The following is a 21,784-nucleotide window of genomic DNA, read 5'->3' as shown; positions in this document are numbered from 1 at the left end:
GATCCCGTCCATAAAAGGCTTGTTGAGAATGGTACAACATCTGGGTTAAACAGACTTCTCCTCAATGTAATTCTGCACGTAAGACTGATAGTAATACCTGCTGCCCTTATCGTTATTAGCCACCATTCCCAACAGCGGAATTCCTGCCATTTTCAAATCCTCAAAAGCTAACAACAGTGCCTCCCGCTCAGTTTGATGCAGCCCAACTACCAGCATCAATCCGTTAGTTTGACCGGCCAACAAATTTGCATCTGCCAAACCCAAAAGCGGCGCAGTATCGTAAATAACTAAGTCAAAATGACTTGCCAAAGCTGCCATTAAATGCTGCATTTTTCGCGAAGAAAGCACCTTGGTGGGATCTGGAGGTACTGGCCCGGATGTTAACACAAATAGGTTTTCATCCCTGGGCGATCGCACGATCGCATCTTCCACATCCAAATCCTCAGCAATCACGTTGTGCAAGCCTTGCCAGTTCGGCAAACCGAGCATTTCGTGCACCTGCGGCCGCCGTAAATCCGCATCCACCAACAGCACTTGCTGGCCCATTGCAGCCGCCGCCCGTGCCAGATTTACTGCCACAGTAGACTTGCCATCAGCTACTTGACAAGACGAAATTACACAAGAATTGATCGGAGTATCAACGTTTAGCAACCGAATATTAGCATTGAGCGATCGAAAAGCCTCTTGAAAAGCATCCGTCGGCATCGGCGAAATTTCCACATCCACCGAAGTCTTCTCAGCAGGCGGCAGTCTCAAAATTTTATCGCTAGCAGGAATTATCCCCAACAAAGGTAGGTGAATCGAATGTTTGACATCCTCGGGAGTCTGGAACACCGTTTTATTATTAAACCGTTCCGCCAACTGCGCCATCAGCATACCGAACACCAAACCAGCCAATCCCCCCAAAGCCAAATTCAAAGGCATAATCGGAGCAACAGCCATCAACTCGCCATTTCTATAGCGCGGAATTTCCGGCTTCGCAATCACCTCCCAAGCCACCTCTTTTTGACCGACAGCTTCTAGCTGCAAAGCTTGCTGTTTCGCCAGCAAACTATTCAGCGTATTATTAGTCAACTCCGCCTCCCGCTGCAAATCCGAATAGCGGCGCAAAATCACCGGAAATCCTTGAGAATATTGATTCAACTCCTTAGCAGCTTGTTCCAAAACCACATTTCGCACCCCCAGCACCTGAATCAAATTAGCAGTACCGATAAACTGCTCGATCAACTTAATCCGCACCGGATCTTGAAAAGCCAGCACCTGCGAATTCACCTTAGCCAAATCAGTTCCCAAAACTTGTTGGGCTTCTTTCTGCAACAAAGGAATCAAATTATTGCGCTGTTCTCGCAACAATTGAATTTGCGGAGTTTGGTCTGTATATGTAGCCGAATTAATGGCAATTTGCCCTTCCAATTGCTGTAATTGAGTCAGCATTGCTTGATAGCGGGGAGCTTGACTCAAAGCCGAAGCCATCAGCGCTTGTTTCTGGTTCAATCCGAGCTGATTTTGCAGGTTAGCATAGAGCAATCTCTGCTGGTTGAACTGTGTTTGCGCGTCTAATCGTTGCGCTTGAATTTGACTAATTTGTTGCGCTAGTTGTTGGCTCTGAATTTGCGGATCAATGAAATTGTATTGCTGCCGCAATTTTTGAATTTCGGTTTGCAGAAGTTGTTGGCGCTTTTTTTGGTTCGGAAGTTGCGATTTCACAAAATCTAGACTCTGGTTAATTTGTGATTTGGTATCTTGCACGCTGTAGTTGCGGAAACCAACAGCCACTTTTTCCAAAACAAAATTAATTTTTTTCGGGTCGTAATCTCGATATCTAACTTCGATAATTTTGGTATTTTTGAACCGATTGACTGACAGCCTGGTTTGTCCAGAAAACGGTAAATTATCTGCTTTTTGGTTCAAAAGGTAGCTGTAATTTATTTCGGGATATTTAGCCTGCAATTGTTTAATAATTGGCGACATCACTTGCGGGCTTTGCAAAACTTGAATTTGCGATTCGTAGTCAAAAACCGGATTTTCTGGCGTGCCGGGAGTCGCCGGTTGCAGTTTCAGCTCGCCGGAGTAGACTTTTGCTAAAGTGTTTTGCGTAACAGCGGGTTCTACTAATAATTGAAACCGCCCTTCGTACTCGCTTTTTTGATTCAGAGTCCAGGCAAAAACCCCCGTTGTCACTGCCACTGCTACGCCGATGACTAAGAAGGAACGGCTGCGACAAATCTCCCAAAAACTTAACTCTTCTTCCTGTGTGTTTTCCCTGTCTAAAAATTGATTGTCTTGATAAACTGCTGTTGATATTTTTTGTCGATCCAAAAGTTGTCTATTGTTATTAAACTGTGTTATTTGAGACTTTTTACCTGGTTTCATTTGATTTTACAACTTATTAGTTTAAACGTCTGTAAGGCTGGAGTCGTTTCATTAATCCGGTTTCTGACTAGATATCTAGTTACCCAACTGAAATTTTTTCTAGAAACCTGGTTTTTGAAGGCCTAGCACTAGTCTATTCAAATCACCGAAAAATATTGAACAACCGAAATATTCCCAACAGCGGGCTCAAAGGAGCGAGAGTTCCGCCTACATTATCCGAGAAGGTAGCACGGCCCGATCGCCTTACCATAATTACATCATTATTTTGCAGTTTGGGATTAGTTTCCTCATTGGCTGTTGCAGAAAAATTCACCTTAACACTTAGCTGGGAAACAGTACCGTTAGAATTCATGCGAATTAAATCTACAGAATCCATTTCGGCGCGCGATTTATTAAAACCTCCGGCTGCTACAAGCGCTTGATTTAAAGAAGTGTTGGGCATCATCGCAAACGATCCGGCTTTCACGACTTCTCCCACAATGCTCACCTTAATTGTATCCGGTGAAAAAGTAGAACTAGCCACTTGTTCACCTTCGACTGCATCAAGATTATCGGCTTTGGGAACAATTACCGTATCTCCCTGTTGTAGCGCTAAGTCTTGAGATACATCTCCCCCTTCTAAAAGTTGCCACAAATTTACATTAATAATTTGTTCCGTACCCGCGCGAGTCAGGCGGCGAACTTGTATTTGTCTGATATCGGCTACCGGTGTAATGCCGCCGGCCATTTTAATCGCTTTAGTTACAGTTTGCTGTACGAGAGTTTCCCCGCCGGCGGGAGTTTCGCTGGCAGCAAACAAACCAGAATTTGCACCTATTTCATTCTCTTGTACTTTACTTTGAACCTCTTTTGCCAGAGTATAAGTACCGGGGCGAGTTACTTCGCCCACCACAGCAATATTAATTGGTTGAGTGCTTTGTCCGGTAATGTTAGCTACTGCTAAAGTGGGTGCTTCTTGACGGTTGAGGCTAGTTACAGTGGGAATAAATATCGTGTCGCCGTCGCGCAAAGTCAAATCGGCGCGCAAATTGCCGTTTTGCAATAAGTCCCACAAATCCACACTAATAATTTGTTCCGGTGCGTTGCGCTGGGGGCGACGGATTTTGATTTGCCGCACGTCTGCTGATTGGGTAATTCCTCCCGCCATTCGCAGAGCCCGCGATATCGTGGGCATTTGAATGCCAATTTGTTCTGAGGTGCCTCCGGGGCCTGCTGCTGAGGATATTGTATAGGCTCCGGGGCGGTTGATTTCACCGGCGATCGCAATTTGCAAAGGACGCGCCGCCAGCAGTTTAAGCGTAATCCAAGGACGTTTGAGATATTTGCCGTATAGCTCCTTGACAGCATTAGAAGCTTGTTCTAAGGTCATTCCTGCCACTTCCAGGCTGCCAATTAAGGGCAAACTCAGGGAACCGTCGGCCTGTATTTGGTGTTGACCGTTGGGGCCGCTGTATTCCGGGACGTTGAAGATGTCGATTTGAATGCGATCGCCCGCGCCCAAAGTGTAAACTTCTGATCGAAAACTTGTAGGCGCACTTTCCGGAAATCCAGGAAATCCCGGCGCTGCGGGTACGGATATCGGCTCGCCCGAAGCAGGAGGAGGAGGAGGAGGAGGCAAAAACTGAGCAGCCGCCGGAGACGAACCCACAGCCCCCAGCACTGAAACTGTTAAACTTTGGACAATCAAATTTTTGACGGCATTACTTGTCAAATAACCCAGCTTGCAGCTTTTGCTGGAAACATCTCTCCGGGTTCCTTTCCTCGAAACAGAAGCGAACAATCGAACCATTTCCGTCAAAGCCAAGAAAGCCCGAGGGTCAGGTTTTTTATCAAGTTGCACGCCGCGCGAAGAACTTTTCACCACCATCGCTTTTTGCCCCTATCCTCTTCCTACCCCGCCAACATCAAATGTAACCTAACTGTTCTAACTTGTTCAGAACTTTTTTAACACTCTCTTCTACACTTTCTTGCTCTGTGTAGCAAATAATCTCAGGATTGAGCGGTTCTTCATAGGGATCGTCAATGCCGGTAAAACCCTTAATTTCTCCGGCTCTCGCCTTAGCGTACAGCCCCTTGACATCGCGACCTTCGCACACTGCTAAGGGCGCTTTGACATACACCTCAACAAAATTTGGCTCCATCGCTCTAATTTCGTCGCGAATTGCTCTGTAGGGGCTAATAGCTGCGGTCATTGCGGCAACTCCATTGCGGCTCAGCAGGTGAGCGACAAATCCAATCCGCCGAATATTAGTATCCCGGTCTTCTTGGCTAAATCCCAAACCTTTTGACAAGTTGGTACGCACGACATCTCCATCCAAGATTTCCACTTTGCAGCCTCGACGCTTCAATTCTGGTTCGAGAGCTTCGCTGATAGTTGTCTTACCGGAACCGCTCAGGCCGGTGAACCACAAAATAAAACCTTTTTCCATTTTTAATTGCTTGGTTAGTAGTGAATAGTGAGGAAATAGTGGGATTTATTATTTTAATCTTTTGGTTCCCATTTTCTGATTGTTTTTGATTTGAGATGCGCTCTAATTTTCAGATTTTTATTAACCGCAGAGGACGCAGAGGACGCAGAGGAAGGGGGAAGGAAAGGGAGGAAAAATAGGTAGTCTTAAAATCCGTTGTACAATTTTTACGATCGCCTGTCGGCTGCGAGCCGTCTTTTCGCAAAAAACCCGGTTTCTGGCCCCATGCGTAACTAAAATCTAAAATCTTCATGTCTTCTCTCTTAAAAGCAGATGTTTTAGTCGTCGGTGGCGGCACCGGCGGCACTGCCGCAGCCTTGCAAGCAGCCCGCCGCGGTGCCAAAACTATTTTAGTCAGCGAATTCCCTTGGCTGGGAGGAATGCTGACTTCCGCTGGCGTTTGTGCGCCGGATGGTAACGAATTAGCAGCTTTTCAAACTGGTTTGTGGGGTGCATTTCTCCGGGAACTTCAGCAGCGACAGCCGGGAGGTTTGGATTGGGGCTGGGTCAGTTTTTTTACTTACGATCCCCGCGTCGGTGCGGAAATTTTTGCTGATTGGGTTAAGTGTTTGCCGAACTTGCACTGGATTTCTGGACAAATAGCTCGCGATGTGATTTGCGAAGGTAACAGAATTTCTGGCGTTCGGTTTGCAGATGTTACTGTTTTGGCAAAAGTCACTTTGGATGCAACGGAATTAGGAGATTTATTGGCTTTAGCGGAAGTCGGGCACCGCTGGGGTTGGGAATTTCAAGCCGAGTGGGGAGAACCCAGCGCGCCGATCGCCCCTAACGATCTCACACAACGGTATTCGGTGCAAGCTCCGACTCGGGTGGTTGTCATGCAGGATTTTGGGGAAGGCGCTGCGGCACCAGAAATTCCCGCGCCTCCGGTGGACAATCCCGATCGATTTTTCGGTGCTTGGGACGGTTACACTCCCGAACAATTTCTCAACTACGGCAGGCTACCGGGGGGATTGTTGATGATTAATTGGCCGATTCGCGGTAATGATTATGGTGAAGGGGTCGATCGACTAATTGAATCAACAGCATCTCGACAAGCATTCTACCAAGAAAGTCTCTGGCACAGTCAAAGTTTCGCCCGCTTCATTCAAACTCAACTCGGCCGCCGCTACGGTTTAGCACAGAATATTTTCCCGATTTCCCAGCCCGAAAATTCACCAAATTCTCCCCTGCTTTCCTCTGCTTTCGCGCTGCATCCTTACTACCGAGAAAGCCGCCGTTTGCGGGGACTCTGTACAGTAACAGAACAAGATATTTTGCCCATTGTTGGTGGAAGAGTCGCGAAATTGCCGATAAATTCTCAGGGAATTTGCGAGACAATTGCGATCGGCAACTACGCCAACGATCATCACTATCCCTGCGGCGACATTCCCTTGCAGCCAAAATCTATCCGCTGGGGCGGCCGCTGGACTGGCACAACTTTTACAATTCCTTACAGCGCGTTAATTCCTGCGAGTGCAGACGGATTGCTGGTTTGCGAAAAAAATATTTCTGTCTCTCACATCGCCAACGGTGCAACTCGCTTGCAGCCGGTGGTGATGAATATCGGACAGGCGGCGGGGATGGCGGCGGCTTTGTGCGTGGAAGCTGGATGTGGGCCGCGCGATTTGTCGGTGAGGGTTTTGCAGGAAGCTTTGCTGCAAGATTCCGAGGCGAGGGCGGCGGTTGTTCCTTTATTTAATTTGACACCGGATCGATCGGATTGGCTCGATCGCCAGCGCTATTATCTCGATCGACCTCAAGCATATCCCGCCAGCGGCGAATGTCCTTCCTCAGATCGAATATCGCGACAAACCCGGTTTCTCAACGAAACTTCTGTATTTGAACCCAGAACCTTGACATCTGAACTTAGTTTCTGCCCAAACCCCAGCAGTCAGACAGCAAATACCCACAACGAATTTTCGGGCATTTTCCGCCGAAAAGGCTCGCAAGACTGGACGCTAACCCTGACAAGTCCCGCATCCTTAGCCTGTCAAACTTGGCAACTCGTGACTTTGGACTGGGAAACTGACAGCTTTTTAGACAATTGCGAAACCGAACAGCCGATCGTAGTGTGGGGCTGGCCCAATAAAGCCGGTGGTTGGCTGCGGCTGACATCTGTAGCATTACAAGAGTAAGGTTTTTTGCAAAGTTCCGAAATTGGCAGAAATCTATCCTGATCGATCGGGCCAAGTCCGTATCAGGTAATAGACACTGACACGGATACTACCCATGCAAACCTACACTGCAATTGCTTTACTGAGCCTGTTGGGCATTACCTTGAGTGCCAGCGCCGCTCGAGCTTTTGAATCTCCCGCCCCAATGCTCGAAACTGCTACCGCCCAATATTATATGTTGTCAGCGCAAACTCAACAAAAGGGCGAGCGTGGCCCAGAGAGAGGCAGCGGACGCAGAAGCTTTATCGAGCCTAATGTTACTCATGCGCTACAAGATTTCTAATATTAATCTATCTCAGCGAGTGCCACAACTGAGTTGGTTCGGGCCGTTGGTTCGATGGATCTGATTTTCTGAAATTCTAATTTTTCAGGTTAAACGGTAACTGCACTTTTTGTTGACACTTCTTAGGAGATTCTTTGTGTGCGATATATGTTAGCATATAAATCTGCAACCGCCATCTAGCTAGAGATAGATTCTAGTATTTGGCGGTTTTGTTTTGAAAACGCTTTCCTCTGCCCCATCAGACCCTCGCCCGTTGTCGGAGCCACTTCAAATTCCTGCGATCGCAATACTTATTTACGTTTGCCGCCCCCAGGTGCGGTTGAATTTTCAACGGCTGTATTATAATTAACGTGCGATAACTAACTTAAATATAGGTAAACCCTGAGTGCAGAGGGTAGAGCAATCTACTTAAATTCGCCAATAAGAACCACTTATTTGGTGTCGGTCGCATTTAAGCCAATGCCCCAGTGAACTCAGGGAAATTAATAGGCCTGAATATTAGGATACCTGCCAAGCTTTCCGGCGACAGTCGGCTATGCTAGATTCGGCGCTCTCGCAATAATTTAATGGAGGATCGCAAGATGCCTCCTAGTTTGGCTATTTCGGGGATTGTGATGAAAAATGACTCTTTAGATCTGGTCAAAAGCCTCAGCCCTAGTGCAATGGATCAGATCATGCTATATCTGGCGTTTAGCGCCATGAGAACCAGCGGGCACAGGCACGGGGCGTTTCTAGACGCGGCCGCAACGGCGGCTAAGTGTGCCATTTATATGACTTATATGGAGCAGGATAACCTGCGGATGACCGGACACTTGCATCACATTGAGCCTAAACGGGTGAAGGTGATTGTCGAAGAAGTTCAGGAAGCTCTGACTAAGGGAAAATTGCTGAAAATGTTGGGTTCCCAAGAACCTAGATATTTGATTCAGTTTCCCTATGTCTGGCTGGAACAGTATGCTTGGTTGCCGGGCCGCCCCCGCATTCCGGGAAATAGTTTGAATGCTGATGAAAAAAAATATCTCGAAGGCAAGGTTCCTGCTAATCCGCCTGATGCTCAACTGATCAATTCTTTTCAGTTTATGGAGTTGATCGAGTTTCTGCACAGGCGATCGCAAGAAGAGATGCACCCAGAAAGGCGAATGCCTTTGAGCGAAGCTCTAGCAGAACACATCAAGCGCCGCTTGATCTATTCGGGAACAGTTACTCGCATAGATTCTCCTTGGGGAATGCCGTTTTATGCTCTCACCCGTGCTACCTACTCTCCCGCAGAGCAGGAAGAGCGCACGTTTACGATGGTGGAGGATACGGCTAGATATTTCCGGCTGATGAAAGATTGGGCGGAAAAGCAACCGAACGTGATGCGAGTTATGGAGACTTTGGATATCCCACCGGAACGGCTGGATCAAGCTGTTGAAGAATTAGATGAAATTATTCGCAATTGGGCCGATCGCTATCACAAGCGAGGCGAACCAACGATGGTTGTACAAATGGTTTTTGGGCCGCAAGACGACGACGCTTAATGTCAGGAAAGCAGTTGGTAGTTGGTAGTTGGCAGTTGTTAGTTGGTAGTTGGCAGTTGGCAGTTGGTAGTTGGTAGTTGGTAGTTGGCAGTTGGTAGTTGGTAGTTGGCAGTTGGCAGTTGTTAGTAATTAACAGTCAACAGTCAACAGTCAACAGTTAGCAGTTAACAGTCAACAGTCAACAGTCAACAATTCAGTGATTAGTCATTAGTTATTAGTCGATCGCTCGAAACTAATGATTAATGATTAATCACTAATAGTGCAGAAACCGGGTTGTTTTCCGCAAATACTGCGTTAATGCCTTGAATGCTGGTAAAAAACCCGGTTTCTTGAGTTTGCGACCTTCAAAAATTACTAAACTAAAAAAGCTTTCCAGACATAGGCCAAGACGATCGCACAAATCGCTCCGATCAGCGTATTAAAAAAATTCACTACCTCATTCGTCAGCCATTCAAACTTTGATTGCACCGTCGCGCCAATCACGCTCTCGATGTTGGTAGCAATAAAAGCTGCAATAATACAAAAAACAACTCCTGTCAAGTCAATTAAACCCACAGCCCAACTCAAAAACGCAATCAGGATCGAACCGACAATGCCCGCGATCGTTCCTTCCAGACTTACCGCCCCTTCCGTACCCCTAGGTACAGGCTGCAGCGTAGTAATCAAAAACGTATGTTTGCCGTAAGCTTTGCCGATTTCGCTAGCGCAGGTATCGGAAAGTTTGGTACAAAAACTCGCGGCATAACCCAGCAACAACAGAGAAATCACATCTTGTGGCACAGGCATATTGCCCGTATCTCCGAAAATAGATAATGCCAAAACTCCCACAGCACAAAAAGTAGCTGTTAAAGCCGAACCCCAGACATTTTCCGGCCCTCGCGCGCCCGATCGCTTTTCAGCAATCCCTTCTGCTTCTTTCTGGGCTTTGCCGATGCGGGTAACTCCCGATCCCACAAGAAAGTAAAACATCACCACCGCATAGCCCCGCCATCCCAAACTCGCCCAGATAATTACACCTAGCAGCCAGCCGTGAAATTGTCCGGCGGGAGTGAGCAATTTTTTGGGAGCAACTGTGGCGATCGCGAGTAAAAATGTATTAAGGGCGATCGCCACCAACCAAGGATTAGACCAAGATAAATAATTAAAGAACAATTCTGAATTCTGCACAGTCACTTTATATACCTCCATGAGCCAAATCTTATTTCATCTTGCCTTCCCCGTAACGGATCTTGCCCAAACAAAAGCCTTCTACGTAGACGGGCTCGGCTGCACATTAGGTCGCGAATCCCCGAATTCTGCGATTATGGGTTTGTGCGGCCATCAAATTGTCGCCCACGTCAGCCGCGAACCCTTGACACCTCAGCGAGGCATCTATCCCCGGCATTTTGGGTTAATTTTCACTTCAGAAGCTGACTGGGAAGGATTGCTAGAAAAAGCACAGCAAAACAACTTAAATTTCTATCAAGAAGCCAGAAGGCGATTTGTCGGTTTGCCTACAGAGCACCGCACCTTCTTCTTAGAAGACCCTTTCCACAATATACTAGAGTTCAAGTATTACTGCGAAGCTGAAGCAATTTTTGGCCTCAGCGAATACGCTGAAGTCGGCGATGCTGTTTGATATCTAGTCCGGTAGCGATTTGCCGTGTTCGTGGGGGCGGGTTTACAAGATTGTTGGTTTTAGGCAATTATTGTAGGTGACACCCGCCCTACAAAATTTGACCTTATACAAGAATGAATCAAACGGTTAATCATGAACTTTCAATGGTTCTGAAAGTGCTTCAGCAACCGCTTTTAAACTGCGGTCATGTCTCACCATCATAGCATGGGCGAATACAGAAACTTTTACTTCTTTGGCTGCGGATATTTGGGAACTAGAAGCCGGGACGATGATAAAATCCCAATCTGTCCAAATCGAAGTAAAATTGAGCTTTGCCAACAATTCAGCATCTCGATTTAAATCTTCCAGAAAAGCACTGCCGGGACGCATTTGAACGCAGCCTTTTCCCCAGAGAGTGTAGGCCGTCCAAGTACCGTTGTGAGGGGAAGATATCGCAATAAAGCGCTGGACTCGGTTAATTCCGCCTAACCTTTGCAAGTAATAGCGAGTTACTAAGCCGCCCATGCTCAATCCTACTATATCTAAAGGCTGTTGTGGCTCGAAGTTTTTGTCTATATAATTTGCCATTTGTTGGGCTAATTCGTCGATGCTGGCGTTGCCCCAGTGGGGCGAAAGATCTAGGCTGTAGACTGACCAGCCTAAATCTCTGAGGTAGGCAGACATTTTGTGAAAGATTCCCGATTTTCTGAATATGCCATGAATTAGCAAGACTGGGTTGCGGCTGAAATTGCTATTCATTTTTAAGGGGAAATTTTATTTTTAATTGGTGCTTTTAGTTCTTCAATTAATGCGTTAATACTTTGGTCGTCTGTCACCATTTGGCGGTGCAGCATTACATTGAGTTTAACTTCTTTACCTACTGGCATTTTGGAGCTTTTCGACGGTACAATCATGATGTCAAACGGGGTCCAAATTGATGTAAAGTTTATTCGTCTGAGATCCATCACATCTTGATTTAAATCGCGCAGCAAGTCGCTATTGAGCCGCATATCCAGGTATCCTGGTAAAGATAGGCAATAGGCGGTGAGGGTGCCGCTGTGAGGGGCAGATATGGTGATGAAACGCTGTACTCGGTTAATTCCTCCGAGTCGCTGCACGTAGTAGCGGCTGATGATGCCTCCCATGCTGTAGCCTACTATGTCTAAAGTCTGTTGTGGCTCGAAGTTTTGAGAGATGTAGTCTGCTAGTTGTTTCGCTAGCGAGTCGAGGCTGAGGCTGCCGTCGTTGGGGGTGAGGTTGAGGCTGTGGACACACCATCCGAGTTCGGTGAGGCGGGCGGACATTTTGCTGAAAATAGCCTTTGTGTCCCAGATTCCGTGGATCAGGATGACAGGATTGCGATCGAGCGTACTGTTCATTTTACTAAAAAATTGCTTACAGATTAAAGCATAAATCGATCGCCTAGGTAATTTTACCCATATTGGGACAGCTAGCGAATCGGCTCGATGTATCCCAGGCTAGTAGGCAATATCTCATAAATTCTGAGATAATCGTAAACAAGTGCAAAGTAAAATTGGGATTCTTGAGTAAAAATTACTAGAATGTCCCTGTTTTTAATCAAAATATTGTTAATTTTGATTAAGAAATATAGACAAAAGTTGCCCAACCTCGTAGGCTAACCTTGTTGACAAGCTTGTACAAATTTCTCTAAAAGAACAAAAGGAGTAAGTCTAATGTTTGGTTTTATCAAAAATTTCTTCGGCGGTATTTTCGGCTTTTTCGGCAGACTGTTGGGCTTGAAAAAGTCTGAATATTTCATGGATTTAGGCGAATCTTCCGCGAAGGAACCCGCTAAGGTTGCACCGGCGAAGGTAGAGGCTGCTGTTGCGAAGAAGGTAGAGGCTGCACCTGCGAAGGTAGGTGATGCTGTTGCGAAGGTAGAGGATGCTGTTGCGGCTGTACCTGCAAAAGTTGAGGCTGTTATGTCAGACAAGTCTGAACCGGCGAAGAAGGCTAAGGTAGAGAAAAAGTCTAAGAAGAAAGAAAAGGAAGCAGTCGCTAGTCTTCCTGCTAAGACTTCGGAACCGGCGAAGGTTCCTGCTGCTGTAACTAACGGGAAAGTGTCGAGTCAAGCTGAATCCGATCGCACTTTTGCTCCTAATAATTTAATGCCGATACCAACTACCACTCGTCGCAGCCCTGGCCCTAGCATGAACAATTTCCGGGAAATGGCTCGTCAGGTGAAAATGAAGTAGAAGTTAGGGATTTGGTAATAGGGAATTTGGCATTTGACAATTGCAAATGCTGGGGTTAAAAATTTAAAAATGAGCAATGGCATTTTTAATTTTTAACTCTTTTTTTGGTTCTATTCCCTATTTCCTTGGTTTCTGAGAAAGGCTAGGGTGCTGTATAGCTGGAAAGCGGGATCCCAAGGAGTTTCGGATTTGCGATCGACCTCTACGTGAGATTTAATTTTGCTCAACATATGCGTGTAATCGAGGACTGTCTCAGCAAAGGGCGTAAATTCTGACCACACTGTAACGTCAAGCTGGCGATCGAATATTTCCAGTAAGCGATTCCAGTTAATTCGGGTGGTACTTTGAGGAATTTGTGGGGATTTTTCGACTCTGGAAGTTGGGTTTTTCAGGTTCGGTGAAGCTGGGATAGCTGCTGAAATTTGGGTGAAGTCAACACCTGCTTTAAATTCGTAACTTTGGTCGCAAATTCGCAGGATGCAGTTGCGGCTGGGAATGTGCAAGTCGCAGATTTGAGCGTAATCTTGGGTAATTTCTTTGTGGCGAAATTGATCGGTTCTGCGGTTGGGTGAGTAGTCCATGATTTCCATGAACATCGGTAACAAACCTTCTACTCTTTGGCTGACTTCTGACCAATTGAATTCTATAGAACCGAGTCGATTTAGATGATCTTTGCAAACAACGGCTGGGGAAGAGAGAGACTGGAAGTGTTGAACGCGGAAAATTTGGATTTTTTGAATGTCGGCTAGGGTTGTCCAAAATACGGGAATCCCGGCGCTGAGAAGTTCTTGACCGTAAATTCGGAGTTCGGCGATGGGGCCGGTTTTGTAGAGTCTCCAGCCACGGCTTTGGATTTGCATCCGGGTGGTGTAGGCATCGATTTTGAAGATTCTGCTGATATTTTGTACGGCGGCGGGCTTGTCTTCGGGACTCACGGGTTCGAGGATCAGGAGTCCGGGTTCGAGGCTGCTGGGGTCGTTTTTGGCGGTTTCGATGGCTTGTTGGCGGAGGTTTTGTTGTGCGGTTTCAATGCGTTGAATGCCTTGGCGGGCTTGGGTGACGATTTTGGGGTTGGTGATGTCGCGGAGTATTTGTTTGTAGGTTGTTTGGGCTTTGTCGGGGTTGTTGGTGAGTTCGTAGTAGCGGCCGATGTAGTATTGCACCCAGGGGTTTTCGGGGGATTTTTTTTGCAGTTGTTTGATGAGTTGGGCGGCTTGTTTGTAGTTTTGGCTTTCTAGGGAGGCGACTATTTCCTGGATGTCTGTCATGGCGGTTGCGGGAATGGGGTTGTTTCTATCTTGGCTGATGTTTTGTTGCTTTGGCTAGTGGTTAATAGGTTTGGCTTTTATGTTAGGATATAAAACTTAATAACTTAAGCATCTTTTGCAGTCTTCTCTCCTGTAAGTTGTGAGTTCAAAGAAGGCATAGCCTGCGGATCTGCATTACCAGGCAAAGCCTGGTAACGAGCAAATATGTAATACCATGCGAGCAAAATAAGTGCTACATAGAACGCCCCAACCGCCCCCTTATTAAGGGGCTAGAACTTCATATATTAGGAAGTATTTATTAAATTGGTCTAATATTTGGGCGGTTTTTTGTTAAAGTTGATTGGATTTCTTGCCTTCATTGGCTTTCAATTCCTGAAATTATCTGCTATGGGGTGTGTTTATCTGCCTTATATCTGCGGTTGAAGGATGGATAGAAGATTTGGGGATAGAGTCGTCCGCTATTTTGGGACGGACAGAGGGGTGAGTTTTGGTCGATCGACATTGCTCAAATCTAAGCGATAATTTGTTGTTGTTGCACCAGGCCCGTTGCCTCCTCGGACTGTGATAATAAAGCCAGTTGGGTTTTTGGGGTCTCGGACTACTTTGTCAATAAATTGTCTTTGTATTTTTTCGACATTTAAAACTTGAGGCCTGATGAAAATTCTTTCGGAAATACAGAAAAGTGAGGCTCCGTCTTGATAGCGGGCTGCGTAGAACCAATATTTTTTACGGTTAGTTGTAAATTCCTCTCTGCTAAATATAGTGTATCTTTCAAGTGGGGCTAATTGTTGGTTGAGGTTGCAATTTTTATCGATGTAGGTTGCGTTGGCTGGTAGTTGCAATTGTTGGGCGAAAACTCCTGGTGCAATCGCGGTAACAATTGCTGAGATGAGGCTGAGGGTGAGGGTGAAGGACGATCGGCTATTCATAAATACTTGCCTCTATTTATTTGTATCAAGTGTTGTACAGTGTACTTGGTATTTTATCTTTCTTTTAAATACTGTTCTAATTCCGCTGTGCGGGCTTTTGTCATCCGATCCAAACATTCATTGAGAAAACCTCCATAACCAGTACCGCCGCGATTTTTATAAACTTCAAATTCGCAGGTTTTATCTCTTAACTGAATCCACCCTAATTGTGCTTCTGCAAGGATCGATCGCTCTTCGGCACTCAAACTAGCAATCAGTTGCTTGTAAACCTCATTCAGCCGTTTGTCTGAGGCTTCATACCTAAACCTAATACAAGTTCTGGCTTCCACATCTCCTTGCGGCCGATCGCAATTAATCTGTTGAGCAATGACAGATTGCCCCGATCGTGCGAAAATTGATGCTGTAGCTAAGATTGTCACAAGTGCGATCGACCACAAGGGCGATCGGTTTTTCGGTAAATTTATTTTCATTACCATAAAACCCACGTATTTTACGATTTTTTATAACACAAGACAGATTTTATTCAATAAATTTAAAGATTATTTTTAGATTGGGCGAGGGTTGGCTCTGTCGGTCGAATTCCCAAAGTATGCTTGATAGCTGCATCTACTGCGGCCATATTTGACCAAATACCAATTTTGCGATCGATTTCAACTTCTAGAAGTGTCACCAGATTGTCTGTCATGATTACCGAGTCAGCCAACAATCGTGTTTGCTGGCCCTCCCTTGTGGCGAGGGAAACAAAAACCCGGCTTGGGTGTCCAACACGAGCTAAATTGCTAGTAATCATTGCTGTAATGGTTTGTCCTAAACCAGTCCCCAAATTATTAGCTTGAACTATCAAAACTGGGCGGCGCTTCGCAGTACGCAAATCAGCATTGGGAAACAGAACCAGCGCTACATCACCGCGTTTATAAATCATCGTAAGCATCCATTTCCGGTTGTTCCCAATCCTCGGCAAATCTGCTCAACCTGATGCGTAAATCTCCTGCTTGTTCGCGATCTATACCGCGAGATTGTAGTTCGACTAATCCTGATTCGGCGAGAAAAGTAACAATAACTTTCCCTTCTGTTAAGTCGCCAGGAGTTTCTAATAACACAACTTTGCCGTCTCGATATATACCCTTTACTGATTTTAACATTTTACTTTTATGCCCAACGACTTATTGACATTTTAGCTTTGTTTAGGATATCTAGCAGCTCAGGGAAATATTTTTGGGGATTGACACTTTTCAAAAGCGGCTCCCACCAAAGATAAAGCCACCATCGGCGCTGTTACCGCCCTCAAAATTCTACTACCCAAAGAGACAGGCTCAAAACCAAATTCGATCGCCCTTTCCACTTCACCATCAGTCCACCCACCCTCCGGGCCAACCGCAATCGCGATCGATAATTCCTCCGTTTCTTGCTCCCCCCTTAGCAAGCGGGGCTGGGGGGATTCCTCCGGTTCTTGCTCCCCCCTTAACAAGGGGGGCTGGGGGGGTTCTAAACCGCTCACGCAGTCCCACAAATGGCGATTTCCCCCGCGAGCCACACAAATAAATCGATGTTTTTGACCGCAATTTTTCACAGCCAAATCAAAGGAAACAGGCTCTAAAATTTCTGGGACAATTTGACGTTCCGACTGTTCTGCGGCCTCTGCAGCAATCCTTCTCCAACGATCGACCTTTTGAGAACTAGGTTTGAGCAAAGTGCGATCGCTCGTCACCGGCACAATACTAGCCACACCCAACTCCGTCGCCTGCCTGACAACCTCATCAAAGCCGTTTCCCTTGGGCAATGCCGCCATCAAAGTTACTGTCACCGGAAGCTCCCCGTTCGCGGCAATCTCCTCTGTTATCGAGGCAAATAACCCGGTTTCCGTGGCGGCTAGAATTGCTAACCACCAATGTCCGCGGCCGTCCATCGCAATAAATCGATCGCCCGCTTGCAACCGCAACACCCGATTTAAATAATGCTGTTGTTCCTTAGTTAAATCGATTTGGTTAGCACAAATTTGGGCTGCGGTAACTGCTAATCTTTGTAATTGAGCCATTGAATTTTAGATTGCTCGTTTTCTATTAGATTTTTTTATTTAACCGCAGAGAGCGCAGAGAACGCAGAGGAAGAGAGGAGATGGATTGTTTACCTGATGTATTTCTTAGTCCGCGCAGGCGGACATCGTTTGTCTAGAAGTGATTTCAATCGCCGTTTTTATCTAAAAACCAAGCACCTCATAAATATTAAAGGCAAAGCATTTACAACCGGAATTATTTGACAAATTCAAGTTTTTTTTCTGCAAATGCTCTGCCCTTATGTTACTTTTGCCTAAACTCTATTTGATGCGATGGAAAATTGACAATCGTAAATCGGCTTATCCTTCCTCCTTAATCTTCTTCAGATAAGTGGAAATCGCTTCTGTCGCTAGCTGTGTAATCGGCTTGCTCTGACGGGCGGCTTCTTCCTTGAGTTCGTTGTAGATTTCATCGCGGACGCTAATTCGACGACGGACTTTGCCGCCAGCAGTAGCAGTCTCATTCTCTTCGCCGTTACTAGACGTAACATCTAAATCATTTATCTCAGTTGTCATCGAGTCAGCAGATTGGTGATTGGTTACAAATTGACGGATAGATTCTAACCCAACACGATCGCAAAAATTGCCAAAACTCTCGCTCAAGTGCCGTTTTTGCTTAAAATAAACAAAAATTGGCTCCAGAAAAGCTTCAAAATCATTTACGTGCAGCTTTTGCTCAATTGGTTGTGCCAGCCGCGTTTGGTCTGGGGAACCTCCCAGCCAAATCTGGTAGGATTCCGGCGCACTCCCGACAAACGCCAATTCTGCTAAATAAGGGCGGGCGCATCCGTTGGGGCAACCGGTCATCCGCACCACAAAATGCTCGTCTTCTAAACCAACTTTGGTCAAAAGTGCCCGAATTCGCTCTAAAAAGCTCGGCATCACGCGCTCGGACTCGGTAATCGCCAGCCCGCAAGTCGGGAATGCCGGACAGGCCATCGCATAGCGTACTATGGGGTCGATCGCTGTTTCCCGCTGAATGCCGCAGCGATCGAGTATTCCCTGAATTTCCTGTTTGAAATCCGGCGAAATATCGTAAATCAAAACGTTTTGGTGGGGCGTTACCAGCATCGGCACATTGTACTTCTGCACGATTTCCCGCAAAGCCGTTTTTAACTGAAACGAACCTTCGTCCTTAATTCGGCCATTGTCTATGGAAATGCCGACAAACAGCTTGCCGTCGCCTTGTTCCTGCCAGCCCAAGAAATCCAAATACTTCCAATCAGGCAGGGGTTTAAATGCTTCTAGCGGCTTGCCAAAATATTCGGCTACTTTTGCCCGGAACCACTGCAAGCCTTTGTCGTTAATCAGATATTTCAGTCGCGCGTGTCGTCTGTCTGTGCGATCGCCAAAATCTCTTTGTGTTGCTACAATTGCCTTGACCAAATCGTAAACATCATCCTTGGCAACATAGCAAATCTCATCCGCAAGCCGCGCAAAAGTTTCTTCTTTATTGTGAGTACGTCCCAAACCGCCGCCGGCATACACATCAAAACCTTGCAACTCGCCAGCTTCATTGGTAATTACTACCAAGCTCAAATCTTGAGAGTACAAATCAACCGAATTGTCTCCCGGTACAGTAACAGAACACTTGAACTTGCGCGGCATATAATGGGTGCCGTAAATCGGTTCTTCCTTGTCGTGAAAGATTGTGCCGTTACCGTTTCGCTGTCTGGCGGCCTTGACTGCTGGGTCTTCCTCGCCTGAAACAGCCTTTTCGCCATCCAGCCAAATTTCGTAATAAGCACCGGTTTGCGGTGCCAGCAAATCGGCTACATTGTTGGCGTATTGCAGCGCATACTCGTATTCTGGGCGATTTTTGTACGGTGCTGGCGGTGCCATGACGTTGCGGTTCAAGTCGCCGCAAGCTCCCAAGGTTGACCCCATATTTTTTATAATTGAGGAAAACACTGCTTTAAGATTTTTCTTCAACACGCCGTGCACTTGGAAACCTTGGCGCGTTGTGACGCGGAGCGTGTGGTTGCCGTATTCTTCGGATAGCTTGTCTAGGGTAAGATATAGTTCTGGGGGCACGAAACCGCCGGGATTGCGGGTGCGGAGCATGAACTGATAGTCTTTTTCTTGTCCTTTAACTCGATTGTCGCGGTTGTCTTGCTGGTACGAACCGTGAAATTTTAGAATCTGAAGCCCTTCTTCGGTGAAGTGGGTTGTCTCTTCTAACAGTTCACTCGCAACGGGTTCTCGCAAATAGTTGCTGCGTTCTTTGAGACCTTCTGATTTTGAGGGCTTGCGCGCCACGGGGGTTGAAGTGGAAGATGTGATCATGGGAATGTATAGTGCCAGTTATAATTAGATACAGCCGATCGAATATTTCTTGACAATTTGACACTTGACAAGTTTTTACTTGACAAATCTCCTCAGAAATGCTGTGTCGGATCTGTTGATAACTCGGTTAATAACTAAGTTAACAACGGTAATCCGGTAGGAATTCTGATGTTGTTCAATTGTAACACGATCGAACCGGGGCTGAAAAATGGTAATTCAGAGTGTATACTTTCGATCGCTTAACTTGACGAAACTTTAGAAATAATTAACCTGAACCTTTGAAATTATGTCACTGTATGACGAAGACACTTTTGTGGTGTTAGAAACAAACCAGCCGGAGCAGTTTTTGACGGCGGCGGAATTATTAGAAAAGCTGAAAGAGGTTTTAGCCGGGGAACACGAAGATTTGCCACAGGATTTGCTCAAATTATCTTCTGTGGAAGAACAAGCTAAGTATTTAATTGATACTTATTGTGAATTAGATGTCGGTCCCGGAAAATTTTTGCAGTGGTATGCAGTGCGTTTAGAAAAATAATTTTGGTTATTGGTTAGTTGTTATTGGTTATTTGTTAGTTGTTATTTGTTGCTTGTTATTTGTTAGTTATAATAACCAATCACCAATAACACTAATCACCAATAACCAATAAGAACTAACTATTCTTCCAACTGTTGTACTGATGATACTTCCACGGCGGTAACATCGATCGTACCGGGCGGCGTCAAACGGCTAAAATGACCTTCCTCTATTTTCAGAGGTTCGCCACAATTAGCACACTGAAACTGAGTTTGATTTAAAGCTGTAAATTCGTATTGACAAACTGGACAATTGTCTTCAATTAAATTGCGTTTCAGCCACCACTGAAGTGCGAAAAATGCGACTACAGGTGTCAGCAGCAACAAACCTACTACAATCAATACTGATTTAACTATCCAACCCAAACCAATTGATCCCAACACGCAGGCGATGCCCAGCAGTATCAGCCAATTGCTAATACGGGGTAGATTTAAAGATATTTTGGGGGTGCCTTGGTTCACGGTGGTCTCCTTTGGTGTCTTTGCGGGTAGGCATAACTCTATCCTACTGAGAAATTCACGCGGTCGATCGAGTTAATTTGGCTATTGTACAGGCCGAAACCGCTCTCTACAGCATAAGTCGATCGGAGTCAGAGGGTTGAAAAATCCCTTGTAAAGATTGACAAAGCGATTGAAAACTAAATTTTGCCAGGGTTTGTTCCCTCAACCAAGGGCGATCGCACCTTTGATCCTCTCCTCGCAAAATTTCTACACAAGCAACCGCTACTGCTGCCGAATCTCGGTGAGGAACTCGCCATCCCAGTTTACCATCTTGCAGCGGCTCTGCCGAACCGTCCGCGTCCCCCGCCAGCACCGGTACTCCGCAAGCTAAAGCTTCTAAATAAGCTATACCGAAGCCTTCCTGGGAGGGCATTACATAAGCATCCGCCAACTGGTAATGTTCTGCTAAATTTTGTGTCGGTACAAAACCCGCAAATATTACTCTTTCGGTAACTCCCAAATCGGCGGCGAGTTTAGCTAATCTCGGGCGATCGTCCCCGCGTCCAATAACTAAGTATTTCACATTGGGAAAACTTTTGGCAATTTCCGGCAAAGCTTGAATTGTGACATCGACTCCTTTGTAACTATCGTGCGATCGCAATCTAGCTACAGTTATCAATATTTTAGCACCAACCAGATCGTATTTTTCTAATAAATGCACAGGTTTGGGCCCAGTCGTAAATATATTTTCATCTACAGTACAAGGCACTATTTGGAATTTGTCAGGATTTAAATTGTTAAGTTCGCAAGTGTGATCGCGCGTGTACCTGCTAATCGTCCAAATGCTGTCAGCGTCTCTCATTGCTATTTGATATTTTGGTGGCAGCAGTTCCCAAACTTCCTTGCCGTAAGTTAAAATTGTGTAGGGAATTCCCAGCGGCTGGCATAAGGTTTTAATTAGCGGTGCGAGTTTGATGTGACCGCAAAAAACCCGTTCCGGTCGTTTTTGCAGCAAACAAGTTAGCAATTTTGCGGCAAACTTAAGACGACCAAGCCAAACGGGATCAGTTTTTAGGTAAGAGAATTTGAGATTTTTTGACTCGAAGGGATTTTGGCAATCAGGAGAATCTCGCAATAGCAAAACTTCTGCTTGTGGCGGAAAGTTGTTGGCTGCGGTTAGTGACAGGTAAGCTTTCAGGATGTCTCGGGCGTAGGATTGAATGCCGCCTTCGCTGGAAAATATTTCTAGGAAACAGAATAGGTGATTTGTCGATCGCATTTTTCTCCCGATAAGAAGACTGGGCGGTTTCAACCGCCTTCCTATCTTAACTTTCCTGCGATCCCCAAAACAAAAATCCCCTCACCATCGCTGGTTAGGGGAGAAAATTATCAGGGTGCATCTACTAATGTGCTTACTATAGCATCATTTTGTGGGGTGTCACCCATCATGGGTGACACCAAGCAAATTTTTCAATGAGAATAAGTTATCGTTGAGGTGCTAAATGATTGCCAAAGCTTGTATGTCTGAGGATATAGTCCCTGTTAACCTAAGATAAGACAGACGCAAGAATCCTCAGAAACCCTGTGAATTCGTAGATTT

The 21,784-nt window shown here is 45.9% G+C and carries 21 protein-coding genes; 6 read left to right on the top strand and 15 right to left on the bottom strand.

The window, feature by feature from the left end; genetic code table 11:
• Positions 1 to 45: 45 nt before the first annotated feature.
• The 3 genes from QUA01_RS02110 to cysC form a co-directional block, all read right to left on the bottom strand.
• The gene (locus QUA01_RS02110) at positions 46 to 2,373 is read right to left on the bottom strand and encodes a GumC family protein (protein ID WP_333089547.1); all 2,328 of its coding nucleotides are present in this window, start codon (positions 2,371 to 2,373) and stop codon (positions 46 to 48) included.
• A 142-nt stretch (positions 2,374 to 2,515) separates the two neighbouring features.
• Entirely contained in the window at positions 2,516 to 4,234 is a 1,719-nt protein-coding gene (locus QUA01_RS02105) for an SLBB domain-containing protein (RefSeq protein WP_442921543.1), read from the bottom strand.
• A gap of 43 nt (positions 4,235 to 4,277) precedes the next feature.
• A complete protein-coding gene (cysC, locus tag QUA01_RS02100; protein WP_333089551.1) occupies positions 4,278 to 4,802 on the bottom strand; it encodes an adenylyl-sulfate kinase in 525 nt (174 codons plus the stop codon).
• Positions 4,803 to 5,092: 290 nt separating this feature from the next.
• Between cysC and QUA01_RS02095 the strand changes: the two genes are divergently transcribed.
• The 3 genes from QUA01_RS02095 to hetR all read left to right on the top strand — a co-directional run bounded on the left by QUA01_RS02095 (position 5,093) and on the right by hetR (position 8,821).
• The gene (locus QUA01_RS02095; protein ID WP_333089553.1) at positions 5,093 to 6,979 is read left to right on the top strand and encodes an FAD-dependent oxidoreductase; all 1,887 of its coding nucleotides are present in this window, start codon (positions 5,093 to 5,095) and stop codon (positions 6,977 to 6,979) included.
• Between the two features lie 94 nt (positions 6,980 to 7,073).
• Positions 7,074 to 7,301, top strand: a complete 228-nt coding sequence (gene patX, locus QUA01_RS02090; protein WP_194011834.1) for a heterocyst-inhibiting protein PatX — start codon at positions 7,074 to 7,076, stop codon at positions 7,299 to 7,301.
• Between the two features lie 614 nt (positions 7,302 to 7,915).
• Positions 7,916 to 8,821, top strand: a complete 906-nt coding sequence (hetR, locus tag QUA01_RS02085) for a heterocyst differentiation master regulator HetR (RefSeq protein ID WP_333089819.1) — start codon at positions 7,916 to 7,918, stop codon at positions 8,819 to 8,821.
• A gap of 354 nt (positions 8,822 to 9,175) precedes the next feature.
• On the opposite strand, the gene QUA01_RS02080 is transcribed toward hetR, so the two are convergent.
• Positions 9,176 to 9,988 (bottom strand): TIGR00297 family protein, encoded by an 813-nt coding sequence (locus tag QUA01_RS02080; protein ID WP_333089821.1) that lies wholly within the window; start codon positions 9,986 to 9,988, stop codon positions 9,176 to 9,178.
• 19 nt (positions 9,989 to 10,007) lie between these two features.
• Between QUA01_RS02080 and QUA01_RS02075 the strand changes: the two genes are divergently transcribed.
• Positions 10,008 to 10,439, top strand: coding sequence for a VOC family protein (locus QUA01_RS02075; protein WP_333089555.1), 432 nt, complete (start codon positions 10,008 to 10,010; stop codon positions 10,437 to 10,439).
• Between the two features lie 126 nt (positions 10,440 to 10,565).
• Here QUA01_RS02075 and QUA01_RS02070 read toward each other — a convergent pair whose 3' ends face one another.
• The gene (locus QUA01_RS02070) at positions 10,566 to 11,177 is read right to left on the bottom strand and encodes an esterase/lipase family protein (protein WP_333089556.1); all 612 of its coding nucleotides are present in this window, start codon (positions 11,175 to 11,177) and stop codon (positions 10,566 to 10,568) included.
• A gap of 2 nt (positions 11,178 to 11,179) precedes the next feature.
• A complete protein-coding gene (locus tag QUA01_RS02065) occupies positions 11,180 to 11,797 on the bottom strand; it encodes an esterase/lipase family protein (RefSeq protein ID WP_333089557.1) in 618 nt (205 codons plus the stop codon).
• Positions 11,798 to 12,112: 315 nt separating this feature from the next.
• Here QUA01_RS02065 and QUA01_RS02060 point away from each other — a divergent pair, with 315 nt between their 5' ends.
• On the top strand, positions 12,113 to 12,634 hold the full coding sequence (locus QUA01_RS02060) for a hypothetical protein (protein WP_333089560.1): 522 nt from the start codon (positions 12,113 to 12,115) through the stop codon (positions 12,632 to 12,634).
• A gap of 110 nt (positions 12,635 to 12,744) precedes the next feature.
• Here QUA01_RS02060 and QUA01_RS02055 read toward each other — a convergent pair whose 3' ends face one another.
• The 7 genes from QUA01_RS02055 to sir all read right to left on the bottom strand — a co-directional run bounded on the left by QUA01_RS02055 (position 12,745) and on the right by sir (position 19,170).
• A complete protein-coding gene (locus QUA01_RS02055; RefSeq protein WP_333089561.1) occupies positions 12,745 to 13,902 on the bottom strand; it encodes a tetratricopeptide repeat protein in 1,158 nt (385 codons plus the stop codon).
• Between the two features lie 458 nt (positions 13,903 to 14,360).
• Positions 14,361 to 14,831, bottom strand: a complete 471-nt coding sequence (locus QUA01_RS02050) for a hypothetical protein (protein ID WP_333089564.1) — start codon at positions 14,829 to 14,831, stop codon at positions 14,361 to 14,363.
• A gap of 53 nt (positions 14,832 to 14,884) precedes the next feature.
• Positions 14,885 to 15,301: a lysozyme inhibitor LprI family protein gene (locus QUA01_RS02045; RefSeq protein WP_333089565.1), complete on the bottom strand. Its 417-nt coding sequence runs from the start codon at positions 15,299 to 15,301 to the stop codon at positions 14,885 to 14,887.
• A gap of 62 nt (positions 15,302 to 15,363) precedes the next feature.
• A complete protein-coding gene (locus QUA01_RS02040) occupies positions 15,364 to 15,753 on the bottom strand; it encodes a type II toxin-antitoxin system PemK/MazF family toxin (protein ID WP_333089567.1) in 390 nt (129 codons plus the stop codon).
• Positions 15,743 to 15,973, bottom strand: coding sequence for a hypothetical protein (locus QUA01_RS02035; RefSeq protein WP_333089568.1), 231 nt, complete (start codon positions 15,971 to 15,973; stop codon positions 15,743 to 15,745). Before QUA01_RS02035 ends, QUA01_RS02040 begins: the two co-directional genes overlap by 11 nt.
• 59 nt (positions 15,974 to 16,032) lie before the next feature.
• On the bottom strand, positions 16,033 to 16,866 hold the full coding sequence (locus tag QUA01_RS02030) for an RsmE family RNA methyltransferase (protein WP_333089569.1): 834 nt from the start codon (positions 16,864 to 16,866) through the stop codon (positions 16,033 to 16,035).
• A 318-nt stretch (positions 16,867 to 17,184) separates the two neighbouring features.
• A complete protein-coding gene (sir, locus tag QUA01_RS02025) occupies positions 17,185 to 19,170 on the bottom strand; it encodes a sulfite reductase, ferredoxin dependent (protein WP_333089570.1) in 1,986 nt (661 codons plus the stop codon).
• A gap of 286 nt (positions 19,171 to 19,456) precedes the next feature.
• On the opposite strand from sir, the gene QUA01_RS02020 reads away from it, so the two are divergent.
• Entirely contained in the window at positions 19,457 to 19,705 is a 249-nt protein-coding gene (locus QUA01_RS02020) for a chlororespiratory reduction protein 7 (protein WP_333089572.1), read from the top strand.
• A 119-nt stretch (positions 19,706 to 19,824) separates the two neighbouring features.
• On the opposite strand, the gene QUA01_RS02015 is transcribed toward QUA01_RS02020, so the two are convergent.
• Together QUA01_RS02015 and QUA01_RS02010 are read right to left on the bottom strand one after the other, a co-directional pair.
• The gene (locus QUA01_RS02015) at positions 19,825 to 20,205 is read right to left on the bottom strand and encodes a hypothetical protein (RefSeq protein ID WP_194009028.1); all 381 of its coding nucleotides are present in this window, start codon (positions 20,203 to 20,205) and stop codon (positions 19,825 to 19,827) included.
• A 106-nt stretch (positions 20,206 to 20,311) separates the two neighbouring features.
• Complete coding sequence (locus tag QUA01_RS02010) at positions 20,312 to 21,463, bottom strand: glycosyltransferase family 4 protein (protein WP_333089573.1); 1,152 nt, start codon at positions 21,461 to 21,463, stop codon at positions 20,312 to 20,314.
• Between the last annotated feature and the right edge of the window lie 321 nt (positions 21,464 to 21,784).

Source organism: Microcoleus sp. S36a_B3 (assembly GCF_036700745.1).
Taxonomy (GTDB): domain Bacteria; phylum Cyanobacteriota; class Cyanobacteriia; order Cyanobacteriales; family Microcoleaceae; genus Microcoleus.
Note: the sequence above shows the minus strand (reverse complement) of the source record. Positions and strands in the feature narration are given on the sequence as shown.

Bases quoted from the DNA above. Each gene is read 5' to 3' on its own strand.
- QUA01_RS02110 (WP_333089547.1), bottom strand. From the start codon at position 2,373: ATGAAACCAGGTAAAAAGTCTCAAATAACACAGTTTAATAACAATAGA.
- cysC (WP_333089551.1), bottom strand. From the start codon at position 4,802: ATGGAAAAAGGTTTTATTTTGTGGTTCACCGGCCTGAGCGGTTCCGGT.
- QUA01_RS02095 (WP_333089553.1), top strand. From the start codon at position 5,093: ATGTCTTCTCTCTTAAAAGCAGATGTTTTAGTCGTCGGTGGCGGCACC.
- patX (WP_194011834.1), top strand. From the start codon at position 7,074: ATGCAAACCTACACTGCAATTGCTTTACTGAGCCTGTTGGGCATTACC.
- hetR (WP_333089819.1), top strand. From the start codon at position 7,916: ATGAAAAATGACTCTTTAGATCTGGTCAAAAGCCTCAGCCCTAGTGCA.
- QUA01_RS02075 (WP_333089555.1), top strand. From the start codon at position 10,008: ATGAGCCAAATCTTATTTCATCTTGCCTTCCCCGTAACGGATCTTGCC.
- QUA01_RS02070 (WP_333089556.1), bottom strand. From the start codon at position 11,177: ATGAATAGCAATTTCAGCCGCAACCCAGTCTTGCTAATTCATGGCATA.
- QUA01_RS02065 (WP_333089557.1), bottom strand. From the start codon at position 11,797: ATGAACAGTACGCTCGATCGCAATCCTGTCATCCTGATCCACGGAATC.
- QUA01_RS02060 (WP_333089560.1), top strand. From the start codon at position 12,113: ATGTTTGGTTTTATCAAAAATTTCTTCGGCGGTATTTTCGGCTTTTTC.
- QUA01_RS02055 (WP_333089561.1), bottom strand. From the start codon at position 13,902: ATGACAGACATCCAGGAAATAGTCGCCTCCCTAGAAAGCCAAAACTAC.
- QUA01_RS02050 (WP_333089564.1), bottom strand. From the start codon at position 14,831: ATGAATAGCCGATCGTCCTTCACCCTCACCCTCAGCCTCATCTCAGCA.
- QUA01_RS02045 (WP_333089565.1), bottom strand. From the start codon at position 15,301: ATGAAAATAAATTTACCGAAAAACCGATCGCCCTTGTGGTCGATCGCA.
- QUA01_RS02040 (WP_333089567.1), bottom strand. From the start codon at position 15,753: ATGATTTATAAACGCGGTGATGTAGCGCTGGTTCTGTTTCCCAATGCT.
- QUA01_RS02035 (WP_333089568.1), bottom strand. From the start codon at position 15,973: ATGTTAAAATCAGTAAAGGGTATATATCGAGACGGCAAAGTTGTGTTA.
- QUA01_RS02030 (WP_333089569.1), bottom strand. From the start codon at position 16,866: ATGGCTCAATTACAAAGATTAGCAGTTACCGCAGCCCAAATTTGTGCT.
- sir (WP_333089570.1), bottom strand. From the start codon at position 19,170: ATGATCACATCTTCCACTTCAACCCCCGTGGCGCGCAAGCCCTCAAAA.
- QUA01_RS02020 (WP_333089572.1), top strand. From the start codon at position 19,457: ATGTCACTGTATGACGAAGACACTTTTGTGGTGTTAGAAACAAACCAG.
- QUA01_RS02010 (WP_333089573.1), bottom strand. From the start codon at position 21,463: ATGCGATCGACAAATCACCTATTCTGTTTCCTAGAAATATTTTCCAGC.